Annotated in this window: 16 protein-coding genes and 1 pseudogene; 9 read left to right on the top strand and 8 right to left on the bottom strand. The window is 63.1% G+C overall.

Translation table 11 applies throughout. From position 1 onward, the window contains the following. The first annotated feature begins 35 nt into the window (after positions 1-35). Positions 36-1,211, top strand: coding sequence for an acyl-CoA dehydrogenase family protein (locus HAV21_RS00405; RefSeq protein ID WP_166839850.1), 1,176 nt, complete (start codon positions 36-38; stop codon positions 1,209-1,211). A gap of 64 nt (positions 1,212-1,275) precedes the next feature. On the opposite strand, the gene HAV21_RS00400 is transcribed toward HAV21_RS00405, so the two are convergent. Further along, positions 1,276-1,914, bottom strand: a complete 639-nt coding sequence (locus tag HAV21_RS00400) for a TetR/AcrR family transcriptional regulator (RefSeq protein ID WP_166839848.1) — start codon at positions 1,912-1,914, stop codon at positions 1,276-1,278. 149 nt (positions 1,915-2,063) lie between these two features. Here HAV21_RS00400 and HAV21_RS00395 point away from each other — a divergent pair, with 149 nt between their 5' ends. The 4 genes from HAV21_RS00395 to HAV21_RS00380 are packed head-to-tail and all read left to right on the top strand — an operon-like array spanning position 2,064 to position 8,345. After that, the gene (locus tag HAV21_RS00395) at positions 2,064-3,398 is read left to right on the top strand and encodes an extracellular solute-binding protein (RefSeq protein WP_166839846.1); all 1,335 of its coding nucleotides are present in this window, start codon (positions 2,064-2,066) and stop codon (positions 3,396-3,398) included. Further along, complete coding sequence (locus HAV21_RS00390; RefSeq protein ID WP_166839845.1) at positions 3,395-4,348, top strand: sugar ABC transporter permease; 954 nt, start codon at positions 3,395-3,397, stop codon at positions 4,346-4,348. The genes HAV21_RS00395 and HAV21_RS00390 overlap by 4 nt, the downstream gene beginning before the upstream one ends. Next, positions 4,345-5,259, top strand: coding sequence for a carbohydrate ABC transporter permease (locus tag HAV21_RS00385; protein WP_142938300.1), 915 nt, complete (start codon positions 4,345-4,347; stop codon positions 5,257-5,259). Before HAV21_RS00390 ends, HAV21_RS00385 begins: the two co-directional genes overlap by 4 nt. Next, positions 5,259-8,345, top strand: coding sequence for a glycoside hydrolase family 2 TIM barrel-domain containing protein (locus HAV21_RS00380; protein ID WP_208095711.1), 3,087 nt, complete (start codon positions 5,259-5,261; stop codon positions 8,343-8,345). Before HAV21_RS00385 ends, HAV21_RS00380 begins: the two co-directional genes overlap by 1 nt. Before the next feature lie 158 nt (positions 8,346-8,503). Here HAV21_RS00380 and HAV21_RS00375 read toward each other — a convergent pair. From HAV21_RS00375 to HAV21_RS00355, 5 genes and pseudogenes are all read right to left on the bottom strand, one after another. After that, a pseudogene (locus HAV21_RS00375) lies at positions 8,504-9,909 on the bottom strand (MFS transporter). After that, positions 9,906-10,457: a helix-turn-helix domain-containing protein gene (locus tag HAV21_RS00370; protein WP_166839843.1), complete on the bottom strand. Its 552-nt coding sequence runs from the start codon at positions 10,455-10,457 to the stop codon at positions 9,906-9,908. Before HAV21_RS00370 ends, HAV21_RS00375 begins: the two are co-directional and overlap by 4 nt. A gap of 130 nt (positions 10,458-10,587) precedes the next feature. Continuing rightward, positions 10,588-11,751: a cystathionine gamma-synthase gene (locus HAV21_RS00365; RefSeq protein ID WP_166839841.1), complete on the bottom strand. Its 1,164-nt coding sequence runs from the start codon at positions 11,749-11,751 to the stop codon at positions 10,588-10,590. A gap of 52 nt (positions 11,752-11,803) precedes the next feature. Continuing rightward, positions 11,804-13,189 (bottom strand): cystathionine beta-synthase, encoded by a 1,386-nt coding sequence (locus tag HAV21_RS00360; RefSeq protein WP_166839839.1) that lies wholly within the window; start codon positions 13,187-13,189, stop codon positions 11,804-11,806. Positions 13,190-13,243: 54 nt separating this feature from the next. Further along, positions 13,244-13,636 (bottom strand): VOC family protein, encoded by a 393-nt coding sequence (locus tag HAV21_RS00355; RefSeq protein WP_166840849.1) that lies wholly within the window; start codon positions 13,634-13,636, stop codon positions 13,244-13,246. Positions 13,637-13,792: 156 nt separating this feature from the next. On the opposite strand from HAV21_RS00355, the gene HAV21_RS00350 reads away from it, so the two are divergent. The 3 genes from HAV21_RS00350 (at position 13,793) to HAV21_RS00340 (ending at position 16,648) form a co-directional block, all read left to right on the top strand. After that, positions 13,793-14,764, top strand: a complete 972-nt coding sequence (locus tag HAV21_RS00350; RefSeq protein WP_166839837.1) for a 3-methyladenine DNA glycosylase — start codon at positions 13,793-13,795, stop codon at positions 14,762-14,764. Between the two features lie 97 nt (positions 14,765-14,861). Next, positions 14,862-15,836, top strand: coding sequence for an ATP-binding cassette domain-containing protein (locus HAV21_RS00345; RefSeq protein WP_142938294.1), 975 nt, complete (start codon positions 14,862-14,864; stop codon positions 15,834-15,836). Further along, positions 15,836-16,648 carry an ABC transporter permease gene (locus HAV21_RS00340; RefSeq protein WP_142938293.1) on the top strand — a complete coding sequence of 271 codons (813 nt, stop codon included), beginning with the start codon at positions 15,836-15,838 and terminating at the stop codon, positions 16,646-16,648. The genes HAV21_RS00345 and HAV21_RS00340 overlap by 1 nt, the downstream gene beginning before the upstream one ends. On the opposite strand, the gene HAV21_RS00335 is transcribed toward HAV21_RS00340, so the two are convergent. Then, the gene (locus HAV21_RS00335) at positions 16,649-18,340 is read right to left on the bottom strand and encodes an AMP-binding protein (RefSeq protein ID WP_166839835.1); all 1,692 of its coding nucleotides are present in this window, start codon (positions 18,338-18,340) and stop codon (positions 16,649-16,651) included. It abuts the gene before it with no gap. Positions 18,341-18,423: 83 nt separating this feature from the next. Here HAV21_RS00335 and HAV21_RS00330 point away from each other — a divergent pair, with 83 nt between their 5' ends. After that, a complete protein-coding gene (locus HAV21_RS00330) occupies positions 18,424-18,702 on the top strand; it encodes an antibiotic biosynthesis monooxygenase (protein WP_011775682.1) in 279 nt (92 codons plus the stop codon). A gap of 107 nt (positions 18,703-18,809) precedes the next feature. Here HAV21_RS00330 and HAV21_RS00325 read toward each other — a convergent pair whose 3' ends face one another. Continuing rightward, on the bottom strand, positions 18,810-19,187 hold the full coding sequence (locus HAV21_RS00325) for a thioredoxin family protein (RefSeq protein ID WP_142938291.1): 378 nt from the start codon (positions 19,185-19,187) through the stop codon (positions 18,810-18,812). Positions 19,188-19,252 lie beyond the last annotated feature (65 nt).

Raw genomic sequence — 19,252 nt, 5'->3', positions numbered from 1 at the left:
GGAGGAACGCAGCGTTGGCCGCTTAAGATGCTGGAATGAGCGATTCAACGACGAACACCTCCGACGTCCTTGCCCTCGATTCCCTGCTGACGGCAGACGAGCTGGCCCTCCGCGAGCGGGTCCGCGACTTCACCGCACAGCGGATCCGCCCCAACATCGCACGCTGGTACGAGGACGCTCATTTCCCCCGCGGGATCGCAACGGAGCTGGGTGAGCTCGGTGTTCTGGGAATGCACCTGGACGGTTACGGCTGCCCCGGCCGGACCGCCGTCGAATATGGCCTCGCCGCGATGGAACTTGAGGCCGGCGATTCGGGGATCCGCACGTTCGTCTCGGTCCAGGGCTCCCTTGCCATGACGGCCATCCATAAATGGGGCTCGGAGGAACAGAAAGAGCAATGGCTTCCTCGAATGGCCGCCGGGGAGCTGATCGGCTGTTTCGCGCTGACCGAGCCGACGGCGGGGTCTGATCCGTCATCCATGACAACTTTTGCCCGCCAAACAGCCGACGGTTGGGTCCTGGATGGTGCCAAACGCTGGATCGGCCTCGCGACCATTGCAGACGTCATGGTGGTATGGGCGAACACTGAAGACGGCATCCGAGGGTTCCTGGTTCCCGCCGGGACCTCCGGTGTGAGCGCTACGCCGATTGAGCCGAAGCTCTCCATGCGCGCTTCCATTCAGTGCGATGTAAAGTTCGACGGCGTGAGGCTGGGTCCTGAAGCCATCCTCCCGGGTGCCTCGGGACTTCGGGGACCATTTTCATGCCTGAATGAGGCGCGATACGGGATCGCATGGGGTGCCATGGGAGCGGCCCGGGACTGCTACGAAGCTGCGTTGGATTATGCCGGCAATCGCCTCCAGTTTGGTCGGCCGCTGGCGGGCTACCAGCTGACGCAGGAGAAACTTGTGAACATGCTGGTGGAAATCCAGAAGGGCACCATGCTGGCCCTTCATTTGGGCCGCTTGAAGGACACCGGCCATCTTCAGCCCCAGCAGATTTCTTTGGGCAAGCTGAATAACGTCCGCGAGGCCATCAAGATCGCCCGGGAGGCTCGGACGATCCTGGGCGGCAACGGCGTCACCTTGGACTACTCACCGCTTCGGCACGCCAACAACCTGGAGTCGGTGCGGACCTATGAGGGAACTGATGAGGTCCACACACTGATCCTGGGTCAGCACATCACGGGCATCGGAGCTTTCCGTGGCTAGCGCACCCAACTGAGTCGCAGTAGAGCGCGTTTTGAGCCGGCCTCATAACGCGCACTACTGCGACTCAGTTGGGTTCGGGGTTGGGGTTGGGTTTGGGTTCGGGGAGGACCAGCAGATTGAAGTAGCCGCGGAGCCCCTTGACCACGTCTACGTCGTCGGGGGCCAGCAGCCACTGTGTTTGGAGCCCGTCCCACAGTGCAACCAAGGACATTGCAGCTTCATCAGGATCGACGCCGGCCCTCAACCTGCCTTCTGCAGCCAGCTCGGCGAAGCGCCGTGCATAGCTTTTCCTCAGCCGATCGAAGCGCTCGGTGAAGTAAACGCACCCTGGATGCGAATCGGTAACGGACTCCGCGCACAGAATGGTGTACAGCTCAACCAGGCCCGGAATGTTCTCGTTGAACAGCGCCGTCCGGAGTACTGAATCGACCAGGCCCTCTTCCATGTCATCAGGGAAGGCATCGCCGGTGATTTCGTCGCGTCGCTCCAGGACTGCCATCAGGAGATCACGCTTGGACGGGAAATAGTGCAGCAGGCTGGTTTGGCTCAGCCCCACCCGGTCGGCAACGTCCTGCAGTGACCCGCCCCGGTAGCCGTGGGCAGCGAACACCTCATGGGCGGCATCAAGAATGGTCCGGCGCCGTTCTTCGGATTTTGCGTAGGGGCCCCGCCGCGCTGCTCGGCCCACGTCCTTTGTGGTCATGGCTAGCCAGTGTACATGTGTGTTTCAACTCAAAAATGAAATTCGAGTGACTACTCGAATTTTCTGTTACCGTAGTCACACTTGCCGCGGCGGACTGAAGGACTTCCCAGCCGCGTCATCGTCAACCTGACACGAAGAGGTGAAGGCTCGTGACCCGATTCACGCGAAGACAACTCCTGGGCGCAGGCCTGGGAACAGCAGCCATGGGCTTGCTGAGCGGGTGCGCTACTCCAGGAACGCAGTCCGTCAACGCCGCACCAACCATCCCCGCGGCCGGGGAGCCCGTGCGGCTGACCTACTGGGCTTGGCTTAAGGACTTCCAAAACGTCGCTGATGTCTGGAATGCGTCCAATCCCAACATCCAAGTGGATGTGGTGTGGATCCCGGGCGGCAACGCAGGCGGGTACCAGAAGCTGTACTCAGCCCTGGCCGCTGGCGGCGGACCTGACCTGGCTCAGGTGGAACTACGGTCCATCCCGGAGTTCATGCTGGTGAACGGACTGGTTGATCTGAACCGCTATGGCGCCAAGGACCACGAACACTTGTACGACCCCACCCTGTGGAAGCAAGTCAGCTACACCGGGGGCGTTTACGGCATCCCCCAGGACGCCGGCCCCATGGGCATGTTCTACCAGCCCGCCATCCTGGACAAGGTGGGGGGCAGCGCCCCGAAGACCTGGGACGAGTGGGCTGCCTTAGCCGCCGAACTTCGCTCCATGGATAGTTACTTGGACTGCTTCCCCATCAGCGATGCCTCTCCCTTCGCGTCCTTCGCGGGGCAGGCCGGCGCCCAGTGGCTGCGACCGGAAGAGGATGGCTGGGTCATCAACATGACCGACGACGCCACGCTCAACACCGCGCGTTTCTTCGACAAAGCGATCGACGACGACCTCGTCACCACCGCGTACGGCGCCTTCTCCCCGGGTTGGTTTGCGGCCGCCGGCAAGGGTGGCATTGCCTCCACCATCACCGGCAGCTGGGGCGATGCTTTGGTGCAGGGCGTCAGTGGCTCCGAAGGTAAGTGGCGCGTCGCGCCGATGCCCACGTGGGGCGACACCGGCTTTGGCTCCAGCTACCTGGGTGGCTCTACGGCGGCGGTGTTGGCCAACAGCAAACACCCCAAGGAAGCACTCGAGTTTGCGGTGTGGCTGACCACGTCCAAAGAGGGAATCGACGCCGAGATCAAGCACAGCGGCATCGGCTGGTCACCCAACCCCGACTTTATTGGCACGGATCGGCAGCAGCCCTCGGCGTTCTTCGGTGGCCAACGCTATAACGAGGAAGTCTTTGTTCCCGCCGCCCAACAGCAGAACCCGGACTGGTCCTGGTGGCCGGTGACCCAGCAGTCGTTCAACATCCTCAGCGACGGCTTCCGCAAAAAGGCTTTCGGTACCTCATTGGTCGATTCAATCGCAGCTTCCGAGCAGCAGATCATCACCGTTTTCAAGAACAAGGGCCTCAGCATTCGGAAGGAAACGGCATGACCACCACCCGCACCGCATCTACAGTGCAGCGCCCCGCCGCCACGGCACCAAACCGTCCGGGCAAGCGGGCCGGCGCTGCTGCACGCGCCCCTTGGCTTCTGCTGGCTCCGTTCCTGGGGCTCTTTGTCCTCACCTTCCTGCTGCCCATTGTTGTGGCCATCATGTCCAGCTTTACCAAGGTGACCCGCAGCGGGCTCTTCGGTGAAGCCGGCGTGACCAGTGAGTTCGCCGGCTTCAGCAATTACGCCCAGGCTCTGGCCGACGGCAGCTTTGTGGCGTCCATTGGCCGAATGCTGCTCTTTGGTATCGTCCAGGTTCCCGTGATGATCGTCCTGTGCACGGCGTTGGCTCTCATGCTCGAGTCAGCATCGGCAAAGTGGCCTGGCTTCTTCCGTGCCGCCTACTTCCTCCCCTACGGTGTACCGGGCGTCATCGCCACCATCCTCTGGTCCTTCCTGTACGTGCCCGGGCTCAGCCCGCTGTTTGACGCAGCCAAGATCGTTGGCTTGACTCCCGATTTCCTGGGCGCCAACAGCGTCCTGTGGTCCATTGCCAACATCGTCACGTGGAGCTACACGGGCTACAACATGCTGATCATCGTGGCGCAGCTCAAGGCCATCCCGGTGGAACTCTACGAGGCAGCCAAGGTGGACGGCGCTTCCACGTGGCGTGTTGCCCGGAGCATCCAACTCCCCTTGATCCGCCCCGCACTGATGCTCACCACGGTGTTTTCCATCATCGGAACGCTGCAACTGTTCGCTGAAGCGCAGGTCCTCAAGACCGTTGCTCCGGCCATCGACAGCCAATACACGCCCAATCTCAGCGCGTACACCACCGCGTTCGCCTACAACGACTACAACGTCGCTGCAGCCCAGTCGGTCATCATCGCCGCGGCCGCATTCGCCCTTTCCTTCGCTTTCCTCGCACTGACGAACAGGAAGTCCTCATGACCTCCACAGCAACGAAGCCCGCCACTCCCGCCATCCGCAGCAAGACATCGGCGGGTCCGGACCGTTCGGCCGGACGACGGCGGTCATCCACCATCATTGTCACCGCACTTTTGGTGGTGGTGGCCTTGTACTTCCTGATTCCCGTGTATTGGGTGTTCGTGGCCTCCACGAAATCCACGGAAGACCTCTTCTCCACCAATGGCTTCTGGTTCGCACCCACGTTCTCTCTGTGGGAAAATATCGGCCGTGTGGTCAGCTACGACAACGGCATTTTTGGCCGCTGGTTCCTGAACTCGGCCATCTACGCAGGTGTCGGCGCGCTCCTGGCCACATACTTTGCCGCAGCAGGCGGCTATGCCTTGGCCAAGTACCAGTTCAAGGGACGCAACCTGGTGTTCGGCACCATCCTTGGCGGCGTCCTGGTTCCGGGTACTGCCACTGCCCTGCCGCTCTTCCTGCTGTTCAGCCAGATGGGCCTGGCCAACACGTACTGGAGCGTCCTGCTGCCCTCCCTGGTTTCACCATTCGGCCTGTTCCTCTGCCGGATCTACGCCCAAGCCACAGTGGATACCTCGCTGATTGAGGCCGCACGGATCGACGGCGCGGGCGAGCTCCGCATCTTCCACACCATTGGGCTCAAGGTACTGACGCCGGCCTTGGTCACCGTGTTCCTGTTCCAACTGGTGGGCATCTGGAACAACTACTTCCTGCCTTTGGTCATGCTGTCCGATTCCGAGCTTTACCCCATCACGCTGGGCCTGAACAACTGGTTGAGCCAGGTTGACCGTTTGCCCGAATTCTATGAACTGACCACGGGCGGGGTGCTGCTTTCCATCATTCCTCTCAGCATCGCCATGGTTGTCCTGCAGCGCTTCTGGCGCGGCGGACTGACAGAAGGAGCCGTTAAGTAATGACCACGTCATTGGACGCCAGCTACATCACTGACACCGGTCCGGGATCCGGCAAGAGACTCCCTGCCCGTTCCTGGCTGCACACCGACGCACCCACCATCTCCCTGAACGGGACGTGGCGTTTCCGGCTTCTCCCGGGGGCTCCCGGAACCCCGGGCGGCCGAGGTGTCCTCCCCGCCGGCGAACCCACTGAAGGCGTCGCCGAGGAAGCCCTGGATGACTCCACCTGGGACCAGATCCCGGTTCCCGCGCACTGGGTCCTGGAAGGCGATGGCCGTTATGGACGGCCCATCTACACCAACGTCCAGTTTCCTTTCCCTACCGATGCACCCCATGTCCCGGATGAGAACCCCACCGGGGATTACCGCCGAAGCTTCGAACTGCCCGCCGACTGGAAGGACACCGAACGCCTTGTTCTGAGGTTCGACGGCGTCGAATCCCGTTACAAGGTGTGGCTCAATGGCAGCGAGATCGGGGTGGGTACCGGCAGCCGGCTCGCCCAGGAATTCGACGTCACCGAGGCAGCACGCCCCGGACAGAACGTCCTTGCTGTGCGGGTCCATCAATGGTCTGCGTCCAGCTACGTGGAGGACCAGGACCAGTGGTGGATGCCGGGCATCTTCCGCGATGTCACCCTCCAGGCCCGCTCTGCGAAGGGCATCGACGACGTCTGGTTGCGCACGTCTTATGCCAACAACGCGGGCGTCATCGACCCCGAAATCACGGCTGACAACGCCGCCTACCCGGTGCGGCTGTCCGTACCCGAGCTGGACGTCGACGTCGTCTGGAACTCCCCTGCCGACGTCACCCCGGTGGCAATTGCCGCCGTCGAGCCCTGGTCCGCAGAGGTTCCGCGCCTCTACAACGCCACCGTGTCCAGCGACGCTGAGACCATTTCGCTTCGCCTGGGATTCCGGACCGTGGAGATCGAGGGCGATCAGTTCCTGGTGAACGGCAAGCGCGTGGTGTTCCATGGCGTCAACAGGCACGAGACCCACCCTGACCGCGGCCGCGTGTTTGACGAGGACTTTGCCCGCCAGGACCTTGCCCTGATGAAGAAGTTCAACGTCAATGCGATCCGCACCAGCCACTATCCGCCCCATCCCCGCTTGCTGGACATCGCGGACGAGATGGGCTTCTGGGTGATCCTCGAATGCGATCTTGAAACCCACGGCTTTGAACGGCACGGCTGGGTGGGTAACCCCAGCGATGATCCCGCGTGGCGTGAAGCGTACCTGGACCGCATGGAACGGACCGTGGAGCGGGACAAGAACCACCCCTCGATCGTCATGTGGTCCCTGGGCAACGAGTCGGGCAGCGGCTCCAACCTGGCCGCGATGTCCGCATGGACGCATGCCCGGGACACTGGCCGCCCCGTCCACTACGAAGGCGACTACACCGGCGCTTATACCGACGTCTATTCCCGGATGTACTCCTCCGTGCCGGAAACCGAAGCGATCGGCCGGGACGATTCCGGCTCGCTGCTCCTGGGATGTTCCGCGGCGGAGTCCGCACGCCAGCGCACCAAACCGTTCATTCTCTGCGAATACGTCCATGCCATGGGCAACGGACCCGGCGCAATCGACCAGTACGAGGACCTGGTGGACCGCTACCCGCGGCTGCATGGCGGCTTTGTCTGGGAATGGCGGGACCACGGTATCCGCACCACGGACGCCAACGGCACCGAGTTCTTTGCCTACGGCGGGGACTTCGGCGAAGTGGTCCACGACGGCAACTTTGTGATGGACGGCATGGTCCTCTCCGACTCCACGCCCAGCCCCGGTCTCTTTGAGTACAAACAGATCGTCGCGCCCCTGCGCCTGGTTTTCAGCACGGAAACGCACGACGGCGGCACGCGTCGCTTCGTCTCCGTCGCCAACCTGCGGCACACGGCTGATGCGTCCGACGTCGTCCTGCGCTGGCGCACCGAAGTGGACGGCGAGGTGACCGCGTCCGGTGAGCTCGACGTCGTCACCTCGGCCGGCGTCCCCCTCCCCGCGGGGAATTCGGCGCTGATTGAGTTGCCGGAGTTCGCATCCATGGACTCGGGAGAGTGCTGGCTGACTGTGGAGTCGGTCCTTCGCAAGGACACAGCGTGGGCCGAGGCCGGGCACGTGATCTCCGCTGCGCAGCTCCAACTCTCAGACGCTGCGCCGCGTCTGAGCATCCCGCGCCCTCAGTCTTCGTCCAACCGTGCCGTCCACGGAGTGGCGGGTACGGTTGCGCTGGGGCCCGGGGTCTTTGAAAACGGCCGGCTGGTCTCGCTGGCCGGACTGCCGGTGGCCGGGCCGCGCCTGGAATTGTGGCGGGCTCCCACCGATAACGACGCCGGCGCCGGCCGGGGCAGCTACGACCTCGCCGATCCGTGGTTGAACAACGGCGACGGCGTTCCGGCCCCGTCATCCGAGAGCATCTGGCGTGCCGCCGGTCTTGAACGGTTGACGGCCAGGGTGGAGAAGGTCTCGGCCACCGGATCGGGCGTCTCCGTCCGTACCCGCTACGCTGCAGCCGATGCCGCACATTGGGTCTCTGTGGAGGAGAACTGGCAGCTGTCCGACGGCGAGCTGTGGCTCCGACTGGACATTGTTCCCAGCTCGGGGTGGGACATCATCTGGCCGAGGGTGGGGGTCCGCTTTGACCTGCCCGGATCAGTGGATGGTGCGTCGTGGTTCGGCTCCGGCCCCCGTGAGTCATACCCGGACAGCATGCATGCAACGCTTGTGGGCCGCTACTCGGCAGGCATCGACGAGCTTTCGGTGAAATACGCCAAACCGCAGGAAACGGGACACCGGAGTGCGGTTCGCGCGCTGGACCTGCAGAACTCCGGAGAACCCTGGCTGGGGTTCAGCGCTATCCCTGATTCCCGTGGGCGCCTGCCCGGTTTCACGCTCTCACGGCACACGGCGCAGGATATTTCCGCCGCAGCCCACCCGCACGAGCTGCCGGCTAGCAAGGGCAGCTACTTGTACCTCGATGCCGCCCAGCACGGGCTCGGGTCCAGGGCGTGCGGTCCGGACGTCTGGCCGGACCACGCGCTGCGTCCGGAAGCACGGACGCTGACGTTCCGGATCACCGAAGCGGGCTAGCTCCCCCCGTTGCGGGGCCCGCTCTGCATGCTTCCGGGCACGAATAGCGCGCAGAGCGGGCCCAGCAACACCACCCCCGTGCGTTGCGGGGCCCGTTTTGCGCGATTCGACGCGGGAATACCACGCAGAGCGGGCCCCGCAACGAAAGGGCAGGGGTGTCAGGCGACCGCCACGGGCTCCTTCTTAGCTGCATCCTTGCGGATGGTGGCACTAATGACAGCGGCCACCGTGCACATGGCGGCTGCGCCCAGCCAGGCGTAGTTGTAGTGCCCGGTGGCATCGCGGATGAACCCGGCCAGGAGTGCCGCAACGGCAGCCCCGAGCTGGTGGGCTGCGAACACCCAGCCGAACACCACAGACCCGTCGGCACCGAAAACCGAGCGGCAAATAGCGGCGGTGGGAGGCACGGTGGCTACCCAATCGAGCCCGTAGACCACCACGAAGATAATCATGCTCGGCTCAACCGACGAGCCCAGAAGCAGCGGCAACACCAGCAGACCGATCCCCGGAACTGGTAATACACAGCCAGCAGCACTTTGGGGTTGAAGCGGTCCGTCAACCATCCGGACGCGATGGTCCCCACGATGTCGAAGATCCCGACGACGGCCAGCAAACCCGCCGCTGTGGTTTCAGGCATGCCGTGATCGTGTGCGGACGGAATGAAGTGCGTGCCGATCAGTCCATTGGTGGTAGCCCCACAGATCGCGAATCCCGCTGCCAATGCCCAAAACGTCCGGACCTTACTCGCGCGTTTGAGGACCTGCAGTGCACGAATCGCGGCGTTGGGAGAATCCCCTGCCCCCGGCACAGCAACCACAGCGGCGGGCTTGCCAAACGTCGCAGCGGTTGTTCCGGCGTCGGCGGCTGTAGCCTCAGGTTTCTCGGCGGCAGCTTCAGCCGAACCGTACGGCAACACCCCGACGTCGGCAGGTGAGTTCCGCAGCCAGCGCAGCACCAGCGGGACTACTGCGAGCGCACCTGCCGCGATGAGCAAGGATGCACCGCGCCAGCCAGGGTTTTGGGCAAGGGCCGCGATAAAGGGCAGGAATACCAACTGGCCGGCTGCACTACCGGCCGTCAGGATTCCGATCACCAGGCCACGGCTTTTGGCGAACCAGGTGTTGGCGATGGTGGCGGCGAAGACAAGGGCCATGGAACCGGTGCCCAGTCCGATCAGCAGGCCCCAGGTGAGCAGGATCTGCCAGGACTGGTTGACGAAGACCGTCAGGGCGGAGCCGAGCCCGATGAGGCAGAGAGCCAGCGAGGTGACCTTCCGGATACCGAAGCGCTCCATCAGGGCCGCGGCGAACGGAGCCGTCAAGCCGAACAGGACCAGGTTGATGCTTACGGCCAGGGACAGGACCGTGGTGGACCAGCCGAATTCCTCCTGCAGCGGGACCATGAGGACGCCGGGCGCCGCACGGAATCCGGCGGCTCCAACCAGCGCCAGGAAGGCAACCGCTGCAACGATCCAGGCGGGGTGGAGGCGTCGGCGCCTGCCCGCCTTTCCCGTGGGGGTCCGTGTTTCTTCGGGCGGGGTCCCTGTGACGTCGGGAGCGGTCATGCGGGGATCTCCGTACCAAGGGAAGCGGCAGTTCGCGTTTCAGCTGTGTTTCGGGTTTCAAGGGGTGCGACGGCGAGCGGAAGTGGATGGTCACTGCGTTTGAAGCTGTGCCAGCTGGTGTTGGCTGCGGTCAGCCGGGCGCCACAGCTGGTGCAGGTATCGGCGGACATGGTGGCTTGACCGCAGTCAGTGTGGATGACCTTCATGTGGGACACCTCGTTGGGAGCGTCCAGGTGTTTCTCAGCCCAGATGATGATGGCGTTGAGCACGGGAAGCGTGTCCTCTCCCTTGGGGGTGAGGACGTATTCCTGCCGTGTGCGGGCGCCGTCCTGATAGGGGCGTTGGGCGAGCAGCCCAGCGTCCAGAAGCCATCCCAGGCGTTTACTGAGGACGTTGTCGGCTACTTCGAGGCGTTGCTTGATCGCATCGAAGCGGCCGTTGCCGAAGAAGATCTCGCGGAGGACCAGGCTCCCCCAGGGGTCGCCGAGGACATCCAACCCACGGGCAAGGCTGCACGTGCGCGCAGACCAGTCAGAACGAAGAGGCATGCGCACAAAATTAGCTGACTTCGCTAAAGAAAGCTAGGTGTTGCGCAGGCGAAAAGATCCGGCTCTTGTTCCTCACTTCCCCGGTGAGAGTGCGAACAAGAGCCGGATTCGAAGGACGGGCAGCGAAGGACTATCTGATTTTGGCGAAGGCCTGTTCCAGGTCTGCGATCAGGTCCTCCGCTTCCTCGATGCCGCAGGAAAGGCGCAGAAGGTTGACCGGAACAGCCAACTCGGTCCCCTTCACCGAAGCGTGGGTCATCTCCGAGGGGTAGTTCATGAGGGACTCGATGCCGCCCAGGGACTCTGCCAGAGTGAACACCGAGGTGGATTCGGCGACCGTACGGGCTGCCGCTTCGCCGCCCTTGAACTGTACGGACACCATGCCGCCGAACTTCTTCATCTGCTTGGCAGCGAGCTCATGACCTGGGTGATCCGGGAGGCCCGGGTAAAGGACGGCTTCAACCTCGGGACGCTGCAGCAACCATTCGGCCACAGCCTGGCCATTCTCACTGTGACGGTCCATGCGAACACCCAGCGTTTTCAAACCGCGGGTAGTCAGGAAGGCATCCATCGGGCCGGACACCGCACCCACCGCAAACTGAACGAACCCGATCTTCTCGGCAAGATCCGCGTCCTTGACCACAACGGCGCCGCCAACAACGTCGGAGTGGCCCCCGATGTACTTGGTGGTGGAGTGCACCACAACATCGGCCCCCAGGGCGAGCGGGGTCTGCAAGTAGGGCGACGCGAAGGTGTTATCCACCACAAGGAGGGCACCGGCGTCGTGCGCTACTGCGGCGAGCGCCTCGATGTCCGTGATTTTCATCATCGGGTTGGACGGCGTCTCCACCCACACCAGGCGCGTCTTGTTGGCAGCAACAGCAGCAGCAACTGCATCGAGATCGGCCATGTCCACCGGGGTGTTGCCGATGCCCCAGTCCCCCAGCACGCGGTTGATCAGGCGATAGGTGCCACCGTAGGCATCATTGCCCAGCACAATGTGGTCCCCCGGCCGGGCAAGCGCCCGGATCAGTGAATCCTCCGCTGCCAGCCCCGAGCCGAAGGAAAACGCAGCCGTGCCACCTTCAAGGGCGGCGAGTTGCTCTTGGAGGGCGTCGCGGGTGGGGTTGCCTCCACGGCCGTATTCGTATCCTGCACGGAGGTTGCCGATCCCGTCCTGGGCGTACGTGGTGCTGAAGTGCAGTGGCGGCACAACAGCGCCGGTCACCGGTTCGAAAGCCTGTCCAGCGTGGACGGCGCGCGTGTTGAACCCGGCGTTGTTGATGGCAGACATTGAAGCTCCTCTAGTTTCGTTCAGGGATTGCAGTGGAATCGGCGCGGGGCGCTCAGTTGCTCAAGTAGGCCAGGAGGTCGTGCCGAGTCAGGATTCCCACGGGGGCTCCCGCGAAAGTCACCATCAGGGTATCGACGTCGGACAGCAGCTCCCGGGCGGCGGAGAGGGTCTCCAGGGAGCCGATCACGGGCAGTCGCTCGCCCATGTGTTCGGAGACCTTGTCAGCCAGCTTGGCTTCGCCGCGGAATAGTTTTGTGGTGAGGCTGCGCTCATCAACTGCCCCGAGGACCTCGCCCATCACCACCGGGGGTTCCTGTGAGAGGACCGGTATGTGGGATACGCCGAACTCGTTCATGATGTTGATGACATCGCGGACCGTTTCGTTCGGGTGGATGTGGACCAGGTCCGGCATCTCGCCCGTCTTGGATTTGAGCACCTCGCCCACGGAAGCTTCTTCGCCGCCGGCCAGGAAGCCGTAGGAACGCATCCACTGATCGTTGAAGATCTTGGCAAGGTAGCCACGGCCCGAGTCCGGGAGGATCACCACAACCACGGCGGACTCGTCCAGGTCCTTGGCTGCGTGCAACGCCGCAACGACGGCCATGCCGGAGGAACCGCCCACCAGCAGGCCCTCCTCGCGGGCGAGGCGGCGGGTCATGGAGAAGGAGTCAGCGTCGGATACGGCAATCACGTCATCCGGCACCGCGGGATCGTAGTTGCCGGGCCACATGTCCTCGCCCACGCCCTCCACGAAATACGGCCGGCCGGTTCCGCCTGAGTAGACCGAGCCTTCCGGGTCCGCCCCAATGACCTTGACCTGGCCGCCGTCGGAATCCGCGCGGTCCGCCGAGACCTGCTTTAGGTAGCGGCCCGTACCGGTGATGGTGCCGCCGGTTCCGGCGCCAATGACCACGTGAGTGACCCGGCCGTCCGTGTCCCGCCAGATTTCCGGGCCTGTGGTCTCGAAGTGGCTGCCAGGGGCGGCGGGATTGGAGAACTGGTCCGGTTTGAAGGCCTCTGGGATCTCCTTGACCAGACGGTCGGAGACGCCGTAGTAGCTCTGCGGGCTGTCAGGTGCTACCGCGGTGGGCGTCACCACCACTTCGGCCCCGTACGCCCTCAGCACGGCCCGCTTGTCCTCGCCCACCTTATCCGGCACCACAAAAACGCACTTGTAACCCTTTTGCTGGGCGACAAGCGCCAGTCCCACCCCGGTGTTGCCCGACGTCGGCTCAACGATGGTTCCGCCCGGCTTGAGCCGGCCGTCCTTTTCCGCGTCTTCGATCATCTTCACGGCGATCCGGTCCTTGATGGATCCGCCGGGATTGATGTATTCGAGCTTCACCAGGACGGTGGCCCTGATTCCCTCGGTGACGTGGTTGAGCTTGATGAGCGGCGTATTGCCGATGAGGTCCAACACGGACTGGGCATACTTCATAGATACAAAGTTACCGTCTGGTTGCTTAGGGTCTGGACCCGGCGCCGTCAGCGATCATGCGCCGGCAGAGGTGTCGTTCTGCCATAGGCCCAAAACGTTGCCTTCGGTGTCCTTGAAGTAGGCATACCAGCCCATGGCGGGCATGGCCTCCTTGGCTTGGACCACACTGCCGCCGGCAGATTCCACCTGCTTGAGCGCGGCATCAATGTCCTCTACGTCCAGGGTGAGGACGGGTGTCTTCAGGGCGTCGGTCCGTGGGAACAGGGCGCCGTTGATGGCACCGGGCTCTTTTGGCGCGCCTGTCTGTTCATCGGAAGGTGCTGTGATGGCGATCGTATAGTCCATCCCCTGCATGGGACTCAGGTTCCAGCCGAAGGCACTCTGGTAGAAGGTGTTGGCCCGGTCTTGATTGTCCGTAGGAATCTCGAAATGCACAATGGCGGCCATGATTCGCGCTCCTTGTTCCGTGGATTTGTGATGGTTCATGGCGCGGCGCATCCTCGCCACATCACGGAGTCTAGCCCTGGCCGGCTGCTGCCGTAAGGGGTTACTGCAGGGGGTTACCGTCAGCAGATTGTCGGTCGATCGTGGGACCATAAATACATGACCATCGCAGACGCCCCGCCTATTGTCGCGGCCTCGGCAGATGCGGCTGTCCGGTGGTACCCGGGCAGTTCCTTCCGTTTGGACCAGACCATGTTTCCGCTCATGCGCGGCAAGGCGGATCCGTCCTTCGCAACGCATTCCAGCGGATTTTGGATGGCGTTCACCGCGGCCTCCGGCCCGGTGACGCTGCGCCTCTCGGGAGGCGGGCTGGGGACCGAATCCTTCGTGGACGCACAGGCCTGGGGGCCCGGGGCGGAGGACGCCGTGGCCGCTGTGCCCAAATTGCTGGGCGCCGACGACGATTGGTCGGCCTTCGACGAGCCCGCCTTCCATGCCACCCTCCCGCGCTTGGTCACAGAATCCCGACGCCGGAACCTGGCTCTGCGGCTGCCCTCCACCGGGCGGATGGTGGACGCACTGGTGCCCGCCGTCCTGGAACAAAAGGTCACCTCTTTGGAGGCACGGCGCGGGTACCGGTATTTGATGTACCGCTACGGAACGCCTGCCCCGGGTAGGGCTCCTGCCGGGCTTCTGGTCCCTCCTACCGCCAGGCACTGGCTGGCCATCCCTTCGTGGGAGTGGCACAAAGCCGGTGTTGGACCACAGCGCTCGGCAACTGTCATGCGGGCGCTGCAGTCCGCCGTCGCGCTTGAACGTCTTGCCGGGCTGGACGCGGCGAAAGCCGGCGCCAAGCTGCAGACCATACCGGGCATCGGCATTTGGACCGCAGCAGAAGTAGTTCAACGAACCCACGGCTGCCCGGACTCGATTTCCGTGGGCGACTACCACCTGGCTGCTTACGTCGGGTACGCCCTGACAGGACAAAAAACAGACGACGCAGGCATGATCCAACTCTTGGAGCCGTGGCGCGGACACAGGCAACGACTGGTCCGGATGCTGTACCTCAGCGGCTTCCGCAAGCCCACGTTCGGGCCCCGGATGACCGTTCAGGATCACCGCGGACACTGAGCTTTCATTGCGGACCGAAGGTGTCCGCAGGGGCATGGACGGCCTCTCCGGGCGGGTATACGGTGGCGCTTAGGAGCCATCACCAGCCGTCCCTGGAGTGACCGTGATCCACACCAACAAGCTCACCAAGACCTTCACCGTGAAGAAGGAAACCGTCGAGGCCGTGAAGGGCGTGGACATTGACGTCGCCCCCGGCGAACTGGTTGCTTTCCTGGGCCCCAACGGCGCCGGCAAATCCACAACCCTGCGGATGCTCACCACGCTGTTGAGACCCACGTCCGGCTCCGCCACCGTAGCTGGGGTTGATGTGGACAAGGATCCTGCGGGCGTCCGTGCCCGGATCGGGTACATCGGACAAGGCAACGGGGGCGGGCACAGCTACCGGGTGATCGACGAATTGATCATGCAAGGCCGCTTCTACGGAATGAACACCACAGACGCCAAAGCCCGCGCCGAATCTCTCATGGCTTCCTTGGACCTCAGCGAACTCGCCAAGCGCACGGTCATCAAACTTTCCGGCGGGCAACGGCGACGCATGGACGTTGCCCTCGGGCTGATGCACTCGCCCGGCTTGCTGTTCCTCGATGAGCCGTCCACAGGCATGGATCCCCAGAACCGCGCCAACCTCTGGGAGCACATCATGCGGATGCGCGAGGAACACGGGACCACCATCGTACTGACTACCCACTACATGGATGAGGCCGATTCGATGTCCGAGCGCGTCATTGTGATCGACCACGGAACCATCATCGCCGACGACACCGCTTCACGGCTCAAAGCGAATCTTGCCGGGGACCTCCTGGCAGTGGAGGTCGCCGCCGGTGCCGCGTCCGAGGTGCGGGGGCTGCTGGGCCGCGCTGCCGCCGAAGGCGACATGGAGGAAAACGCGTACGACGGCGTAGTCCGCTTCCGGCTTCGGCTGGCCCACGGTGCCCGGCTTGCGCCGGGGTTGCTGAAGGAAATGCACGACGCCGGCGCTCCCGCCCAGTCCCTGGAGTTGAAACCGCCAACGCTGGACGACGTTTTTCTGGAACTGACCGGCCGCAGCCTGCGGGAAGGAGCTGAAGTCTGATGATTGAACAAGCCGTTGCCCCGGGTGTGACTCTCCAGAAGCGGGGGCCGCGCAGCGTTGTGACGGACACGTGGTTTGTGTTCTGGCGTGAGATGTTGCTGCCGCTGCGGGATCCGTTCTCGCTGATTTTCTCCCTCATCCAACCCCTGGTGTTCCTCGGGTTGTTCGGGCCACTGCTGGGTGCGGCCGTGGGGGCTCCAGCCTTCGGTGGCCAGTCCACGCTTCAATGGTTCCTTCCCGGGGTGGTGGTGATGATTGCCTTGTTCGGCACCTCCATGACCGGTTCCAACCTGCAGTACGAACTCATGACCGGTTCGTATGAGCGGATTCTTGCCACGCCGCTCTCGCGGTCCTCCCTGATGATTGGCCGGGCGTTGAAGGAGTGGGCTCCCTTGGTACTGCAGGGCTTGCTGATCGCCGTGGTCTGCATCCCCTTCGGCTTCGTTTTCTACCCCATGCACGTGGTGTTGGGTTTGGTCATTCTGGGCATCTTCGGTATCGGGCTGGGCGCTTTGTCCTATTCGCTGGCCTTGGTTTCGCAGAACAAGGAATGGATCTTCTGGGGCGTGCAGCAAACCCTGCTGTTCCCGCTGATGATCCTGTCCGGAATCATGTTGCCCATTGAGGCCGGTCCGGGGTGGATGAAGGTGGCCAGCCTGTTCAATCCACTGACCTACCTGGTCAATGCTGAACGTGAGTTGTTTGCCGGACGTATCGGTACGGACACCATGTGGGGGCTCGTGGCCGCTGTGGTGACGGCCGCCGTCGGGCTTGCGGTGGGAATCCGGACCATCAAGCGCAATACCAACTAACTACCTGCCTTGCGCTTGGAGATGTAGCCGGGAAATCGCGTCCTGCCGCATGTCCAGCTTCCGCACCTTGCCGGAGACCGTCATGGGGAAGGATTCGCGGACGTCGATGTAGCGCGGGATCTTGTAGTGGGCCAGTTTGCCGCGACAGTACTCGGCAATGTCCTGGACCGTCAGCGCGGCAACACCGGGTTTGAGGATGATGCAGGCCATGAGCTCTTCTCCGTATTTCCGGTCCGGGACGCCGATGACCTGAACATCCTGGATGGACGGGTGGAGGTACAGGAATTCTTCGATCTCGCGGGGGTAGATATTCTCGCCGCCACGGATCACCATGTCCTTGATGCGGCCCTCGATCACCAGGTAGCCATCCTCGTCCATACGGGCCAGGTCACCGGTGTGCATCCAGCCATCAGCGTCGATTGCCTCCGCGGTTTTGTCCGGCTGGCCCCAGTAACCCTTCATCACCGAGTAACCCCGCGTGCAGAGCTCGCCGATCACGCCACGCTCCACCACTTCCCCGGAACCCGGGTCAATGATGCGGCTCTCCAGGTGCGGCATTGTCCGGCCTACCGTGCTGGTCCGCTGCTCCAGCGTGTCCCCCGGGCGGGTCATGGTGGACACGGGCGAGGTCTCGGTCATGCCGTAGCAAATGGCAACATCCACCATGTGCATCTCATCGATCACCCGGCGCATCACTTCGATGGGACACAAGGAGCCTGCCATCACTCCTGTCCGCAACGTGGAGAGATCGTAGGAGGTGAAGTCCTCCAGCGCGAGCTCGGCGATGAACATGGTGGGCACTCCGTACAAGGAAGTCCCGCCGAAGTCCTGCACGGCTTCCAACGCCGCCGATGCATTGAACCCGCGTCCTGGAATGATGGTGGCCGCGCCGAAGCTCAGGGCATTCAGGTTTCCGATCACCATGCCGAAGCAGTGATAAAACGGCACGGGAATCACCACCCGGTCATGCTCGGTGTAGTTCAGGAGCCGGCCGATCGAGTGCCCGTTGTTGAGGATGTTGTGGTGCGTCAACGTGGCGCCCTTGGGGAATCCCGTGGTGCCTGAGGTGTATTGCAGGTTGATGGGATCGTGAGGGTCCAGTTCCGCCATGCGGTCACGCAGTGCTGAAGGCCCGACGCCGTCTGCCCGGGTCAGGAGTTGGCTGTACGTGAGTTCGTGGTTGGCTACGGGGACGCCCACAGTGAGTCCCAGTTCCGGCGCTCCCGGAAGGAAAACGATCTCCCGGAGCTCGGGACAGTTGCCGGCCGCATCCCTGGCCATGCCCACATAGTCGCTGTTCTTGTCGCTTGGTGCGGCCACCAGCATTCTCATGCCGTTCTGTTTCACCACGAACTCCAGCTCATGGCTGCGATACGCCGGGTTCACATTGACCAGAACGGCGCCAATCTTTGCTGTGGCGTATTGAAGGATGGTCCACTCTGCGCAGTTGGGACTCCAAATGCCGATCCTTTCACCTTTGCCCACGTCCATGGCGAGCAGTGCGCGGGCGAGGTGATCGACGTCGTCGTTCAACTTTTGGTAGCTCCACCGGCGAGCATCGCCGCCTGGTGTTGCAGCGGCCTCGATCAGCGCATCCCGCAAGGGGAACTGCGCCGCGACGCGCTCAAAATTGGCACCAATGGTCTCTTCGAGCAGCGGGACGGCAGTGTCTCCGGCGGTATAAGACAACATGACGGAACGCTACCAAGGGACTGCCCGCAACAGAACCGTAACCACCTCCAGCGGCGGCGTGTCCTGCCGGTAGGGTTGGAACCATGAGTGCACCCATTGACCTGCAGGCCACGTTCATCCCCAACGAAGGCGAGTTTTTCCGCGTGAAGCTCGCTTTGGAAATCGCGATCGACGAGGTCGTCAACGAGCCCGGCTGCATCCGTTACGAACTGACCGAAGCGACCGAGGAAAAGCTCGTCCTGACCGAGCGTTGGGAATCCGAAGAGCTTCTGGAGAAGCACTCCAAGGGCATCGCCGTCCAGGACCTCAACGAATCCCTCAGCGCTCTGCTTGCCGAGCCGGTCAAGCTCGAACGGCTGTAATCGCCGCAAAACTGCGAGAACGCCTTAAGTACATCGAGGTCGCCGGAATTTTCCGGCGACCTCGATGCTTTCCGGCGGCATCGATGTTTCGAAGCCGCCGATGAGTCTTAGTTTTCCTGAGCCTCGGCACGTGCCTTGGCGACGTGCGCGTGGACCTCTTCCATGTCCAGCCCCTTCACGGCCTCGATGACCTGCTCAAGCTGCGGGCCGTTCAGGGCACCCGGCTGCGAGAAGACCAGAACCTTTTCGCGGAAAGCCATGAGCGTGGGGATGGACGTGATCCCGGCCTCGGCGGCAAGCTGCTGCTCAGCCTCGGTGTCTACCTTCGCGAACACCACGTCAGTGTGCTTCTCAGAAGCAGCCCCGTACGTGGGGGCAAACTGACGGCACGGGGCACACCAAGATGCCCAAAAATCCACCAGGACAATGTCATTGTCCTCAATGGTCGATGCGAACTGTTCTCCAGTGATGTCAACTGTAGCCATGCTTCCACGGTACGCGACCCCGCCCGCGAAGTCCCGCGGAGGGGCTCCCTGTTCGCTGTCTGCGT

The sequence above is a fragment of the Paenarthrobacter sp. MSM-2-10-13 genome (assembly GCF_011605365.1).
In the GTDB taxonomy this organism is placed as follows: Bacteria; Actinomycetota; Actinomycetes; order Actinomycetales; family Micrococcaceae; genus Arthrobacter.
Note: the sequence above shows the minus strand (reverse complement) of the source record. Positions and strands in the feature narration are given on the sequence as shown.

Bases quoted from the DNA above. Each gene is read 5' to 3' on its own strand.
- HAV21_RS00405 (WP_166839850.1), top strand. From the start codon at position 36: ATGAGCGATTCAACGACGAACACCTCCGACGTCCTTGCCCTCGATTCC.
- HAV21_RS00400 (WP_166839848.1), bottom strand. From the start codon at position 1,914: ATGACCACAAAGGACGTGGGCCGAGCAGCGCGGCGGGGCCCCTACGCA.
- HAV21_RS00390 (WP_166839845.1), top strand. From the start codon at position 3,395: ATGACCACCACCCGCACCGCATCTACAGTGCAGCGCCCCGCCGCCACG.
- HAV21_RS00385 (WP_142938300.1), top strand. From the start codon at position 4,345: ATGACCTCCACAGCAACGAAGCCCGCCACTCCCGCCATCCGCAGCAAG.
- HAV21_RS00380 (WP_208095711.1), top strand. From the start codon at position 5,259: ATGACCACGTCATTGGACGCCAGCTACATCACTGACACCGGTCCGGGA.
- HAV21_RS00370 (WP_166839843.1), bottom strand. From the start codon at position 10,457: ATGCCTCTTCGTTCTGACTGGTCTGCGCGCACGTGCAGCCTTGCCCGT.
- HAV21_RS00365 (WP_166839841.1), bottom strand. From the start codon at position 11,751: ATGTCTGCCATCAACAACGCCGGGTTCAACACGCGCGCCGTCCACGCT.
- HAV21_RS00360 (WP_166839839.1), bottom strand. From the start codon at position 13,189: ATGAAGTATGCCCAGTCCGTGTTGGACCTCATCGGCAATACGCCGCTC.
- HAV21_RS00355 (WP_166840849.1), bottom strand. From the start codon at position 13,636: ATGGCCGCCATTGTGCATTTCGAGATTCCTACGGACAATCAAGACCGG.
- HAV21_RS00350 (WP_166839837.1), top strand. From the start codon at position 13,793: ATGACCATCGCAGACGCCCCGCCTATTGTCGCGGCCTCGGCAGATGCG.
- HAV21_RS00340 (WP_142938293.1), top strand. From the start codon at position 15,836: ATGATTGAACAAGCCGTTGCCCCGGGTGTGACTCTCCAGAAGCGGGGG.
- HAV21_RS00335 (WP_166839835.1), bottom strand. From the start codon at position 18,340: ATGTTGTCTTATACCGCCGGAGACACTGCCGTCCCGCTGCTCGAAGAG.
- HAV21_RS00330 (WP_011775682.1), top strand. From the start codon at position 18,424: ATGAGTGCACCCATTGACCTGCAGGCCACGTTCATCCCCAACGAAGGC.
- HAV21_RS00325 (WP_142938291.1), bottom strand. From the start codon at position 19,187: ATGGCTACAGTTGACATCACTGGAGAACAGTTCGCATCGACCATTGAG.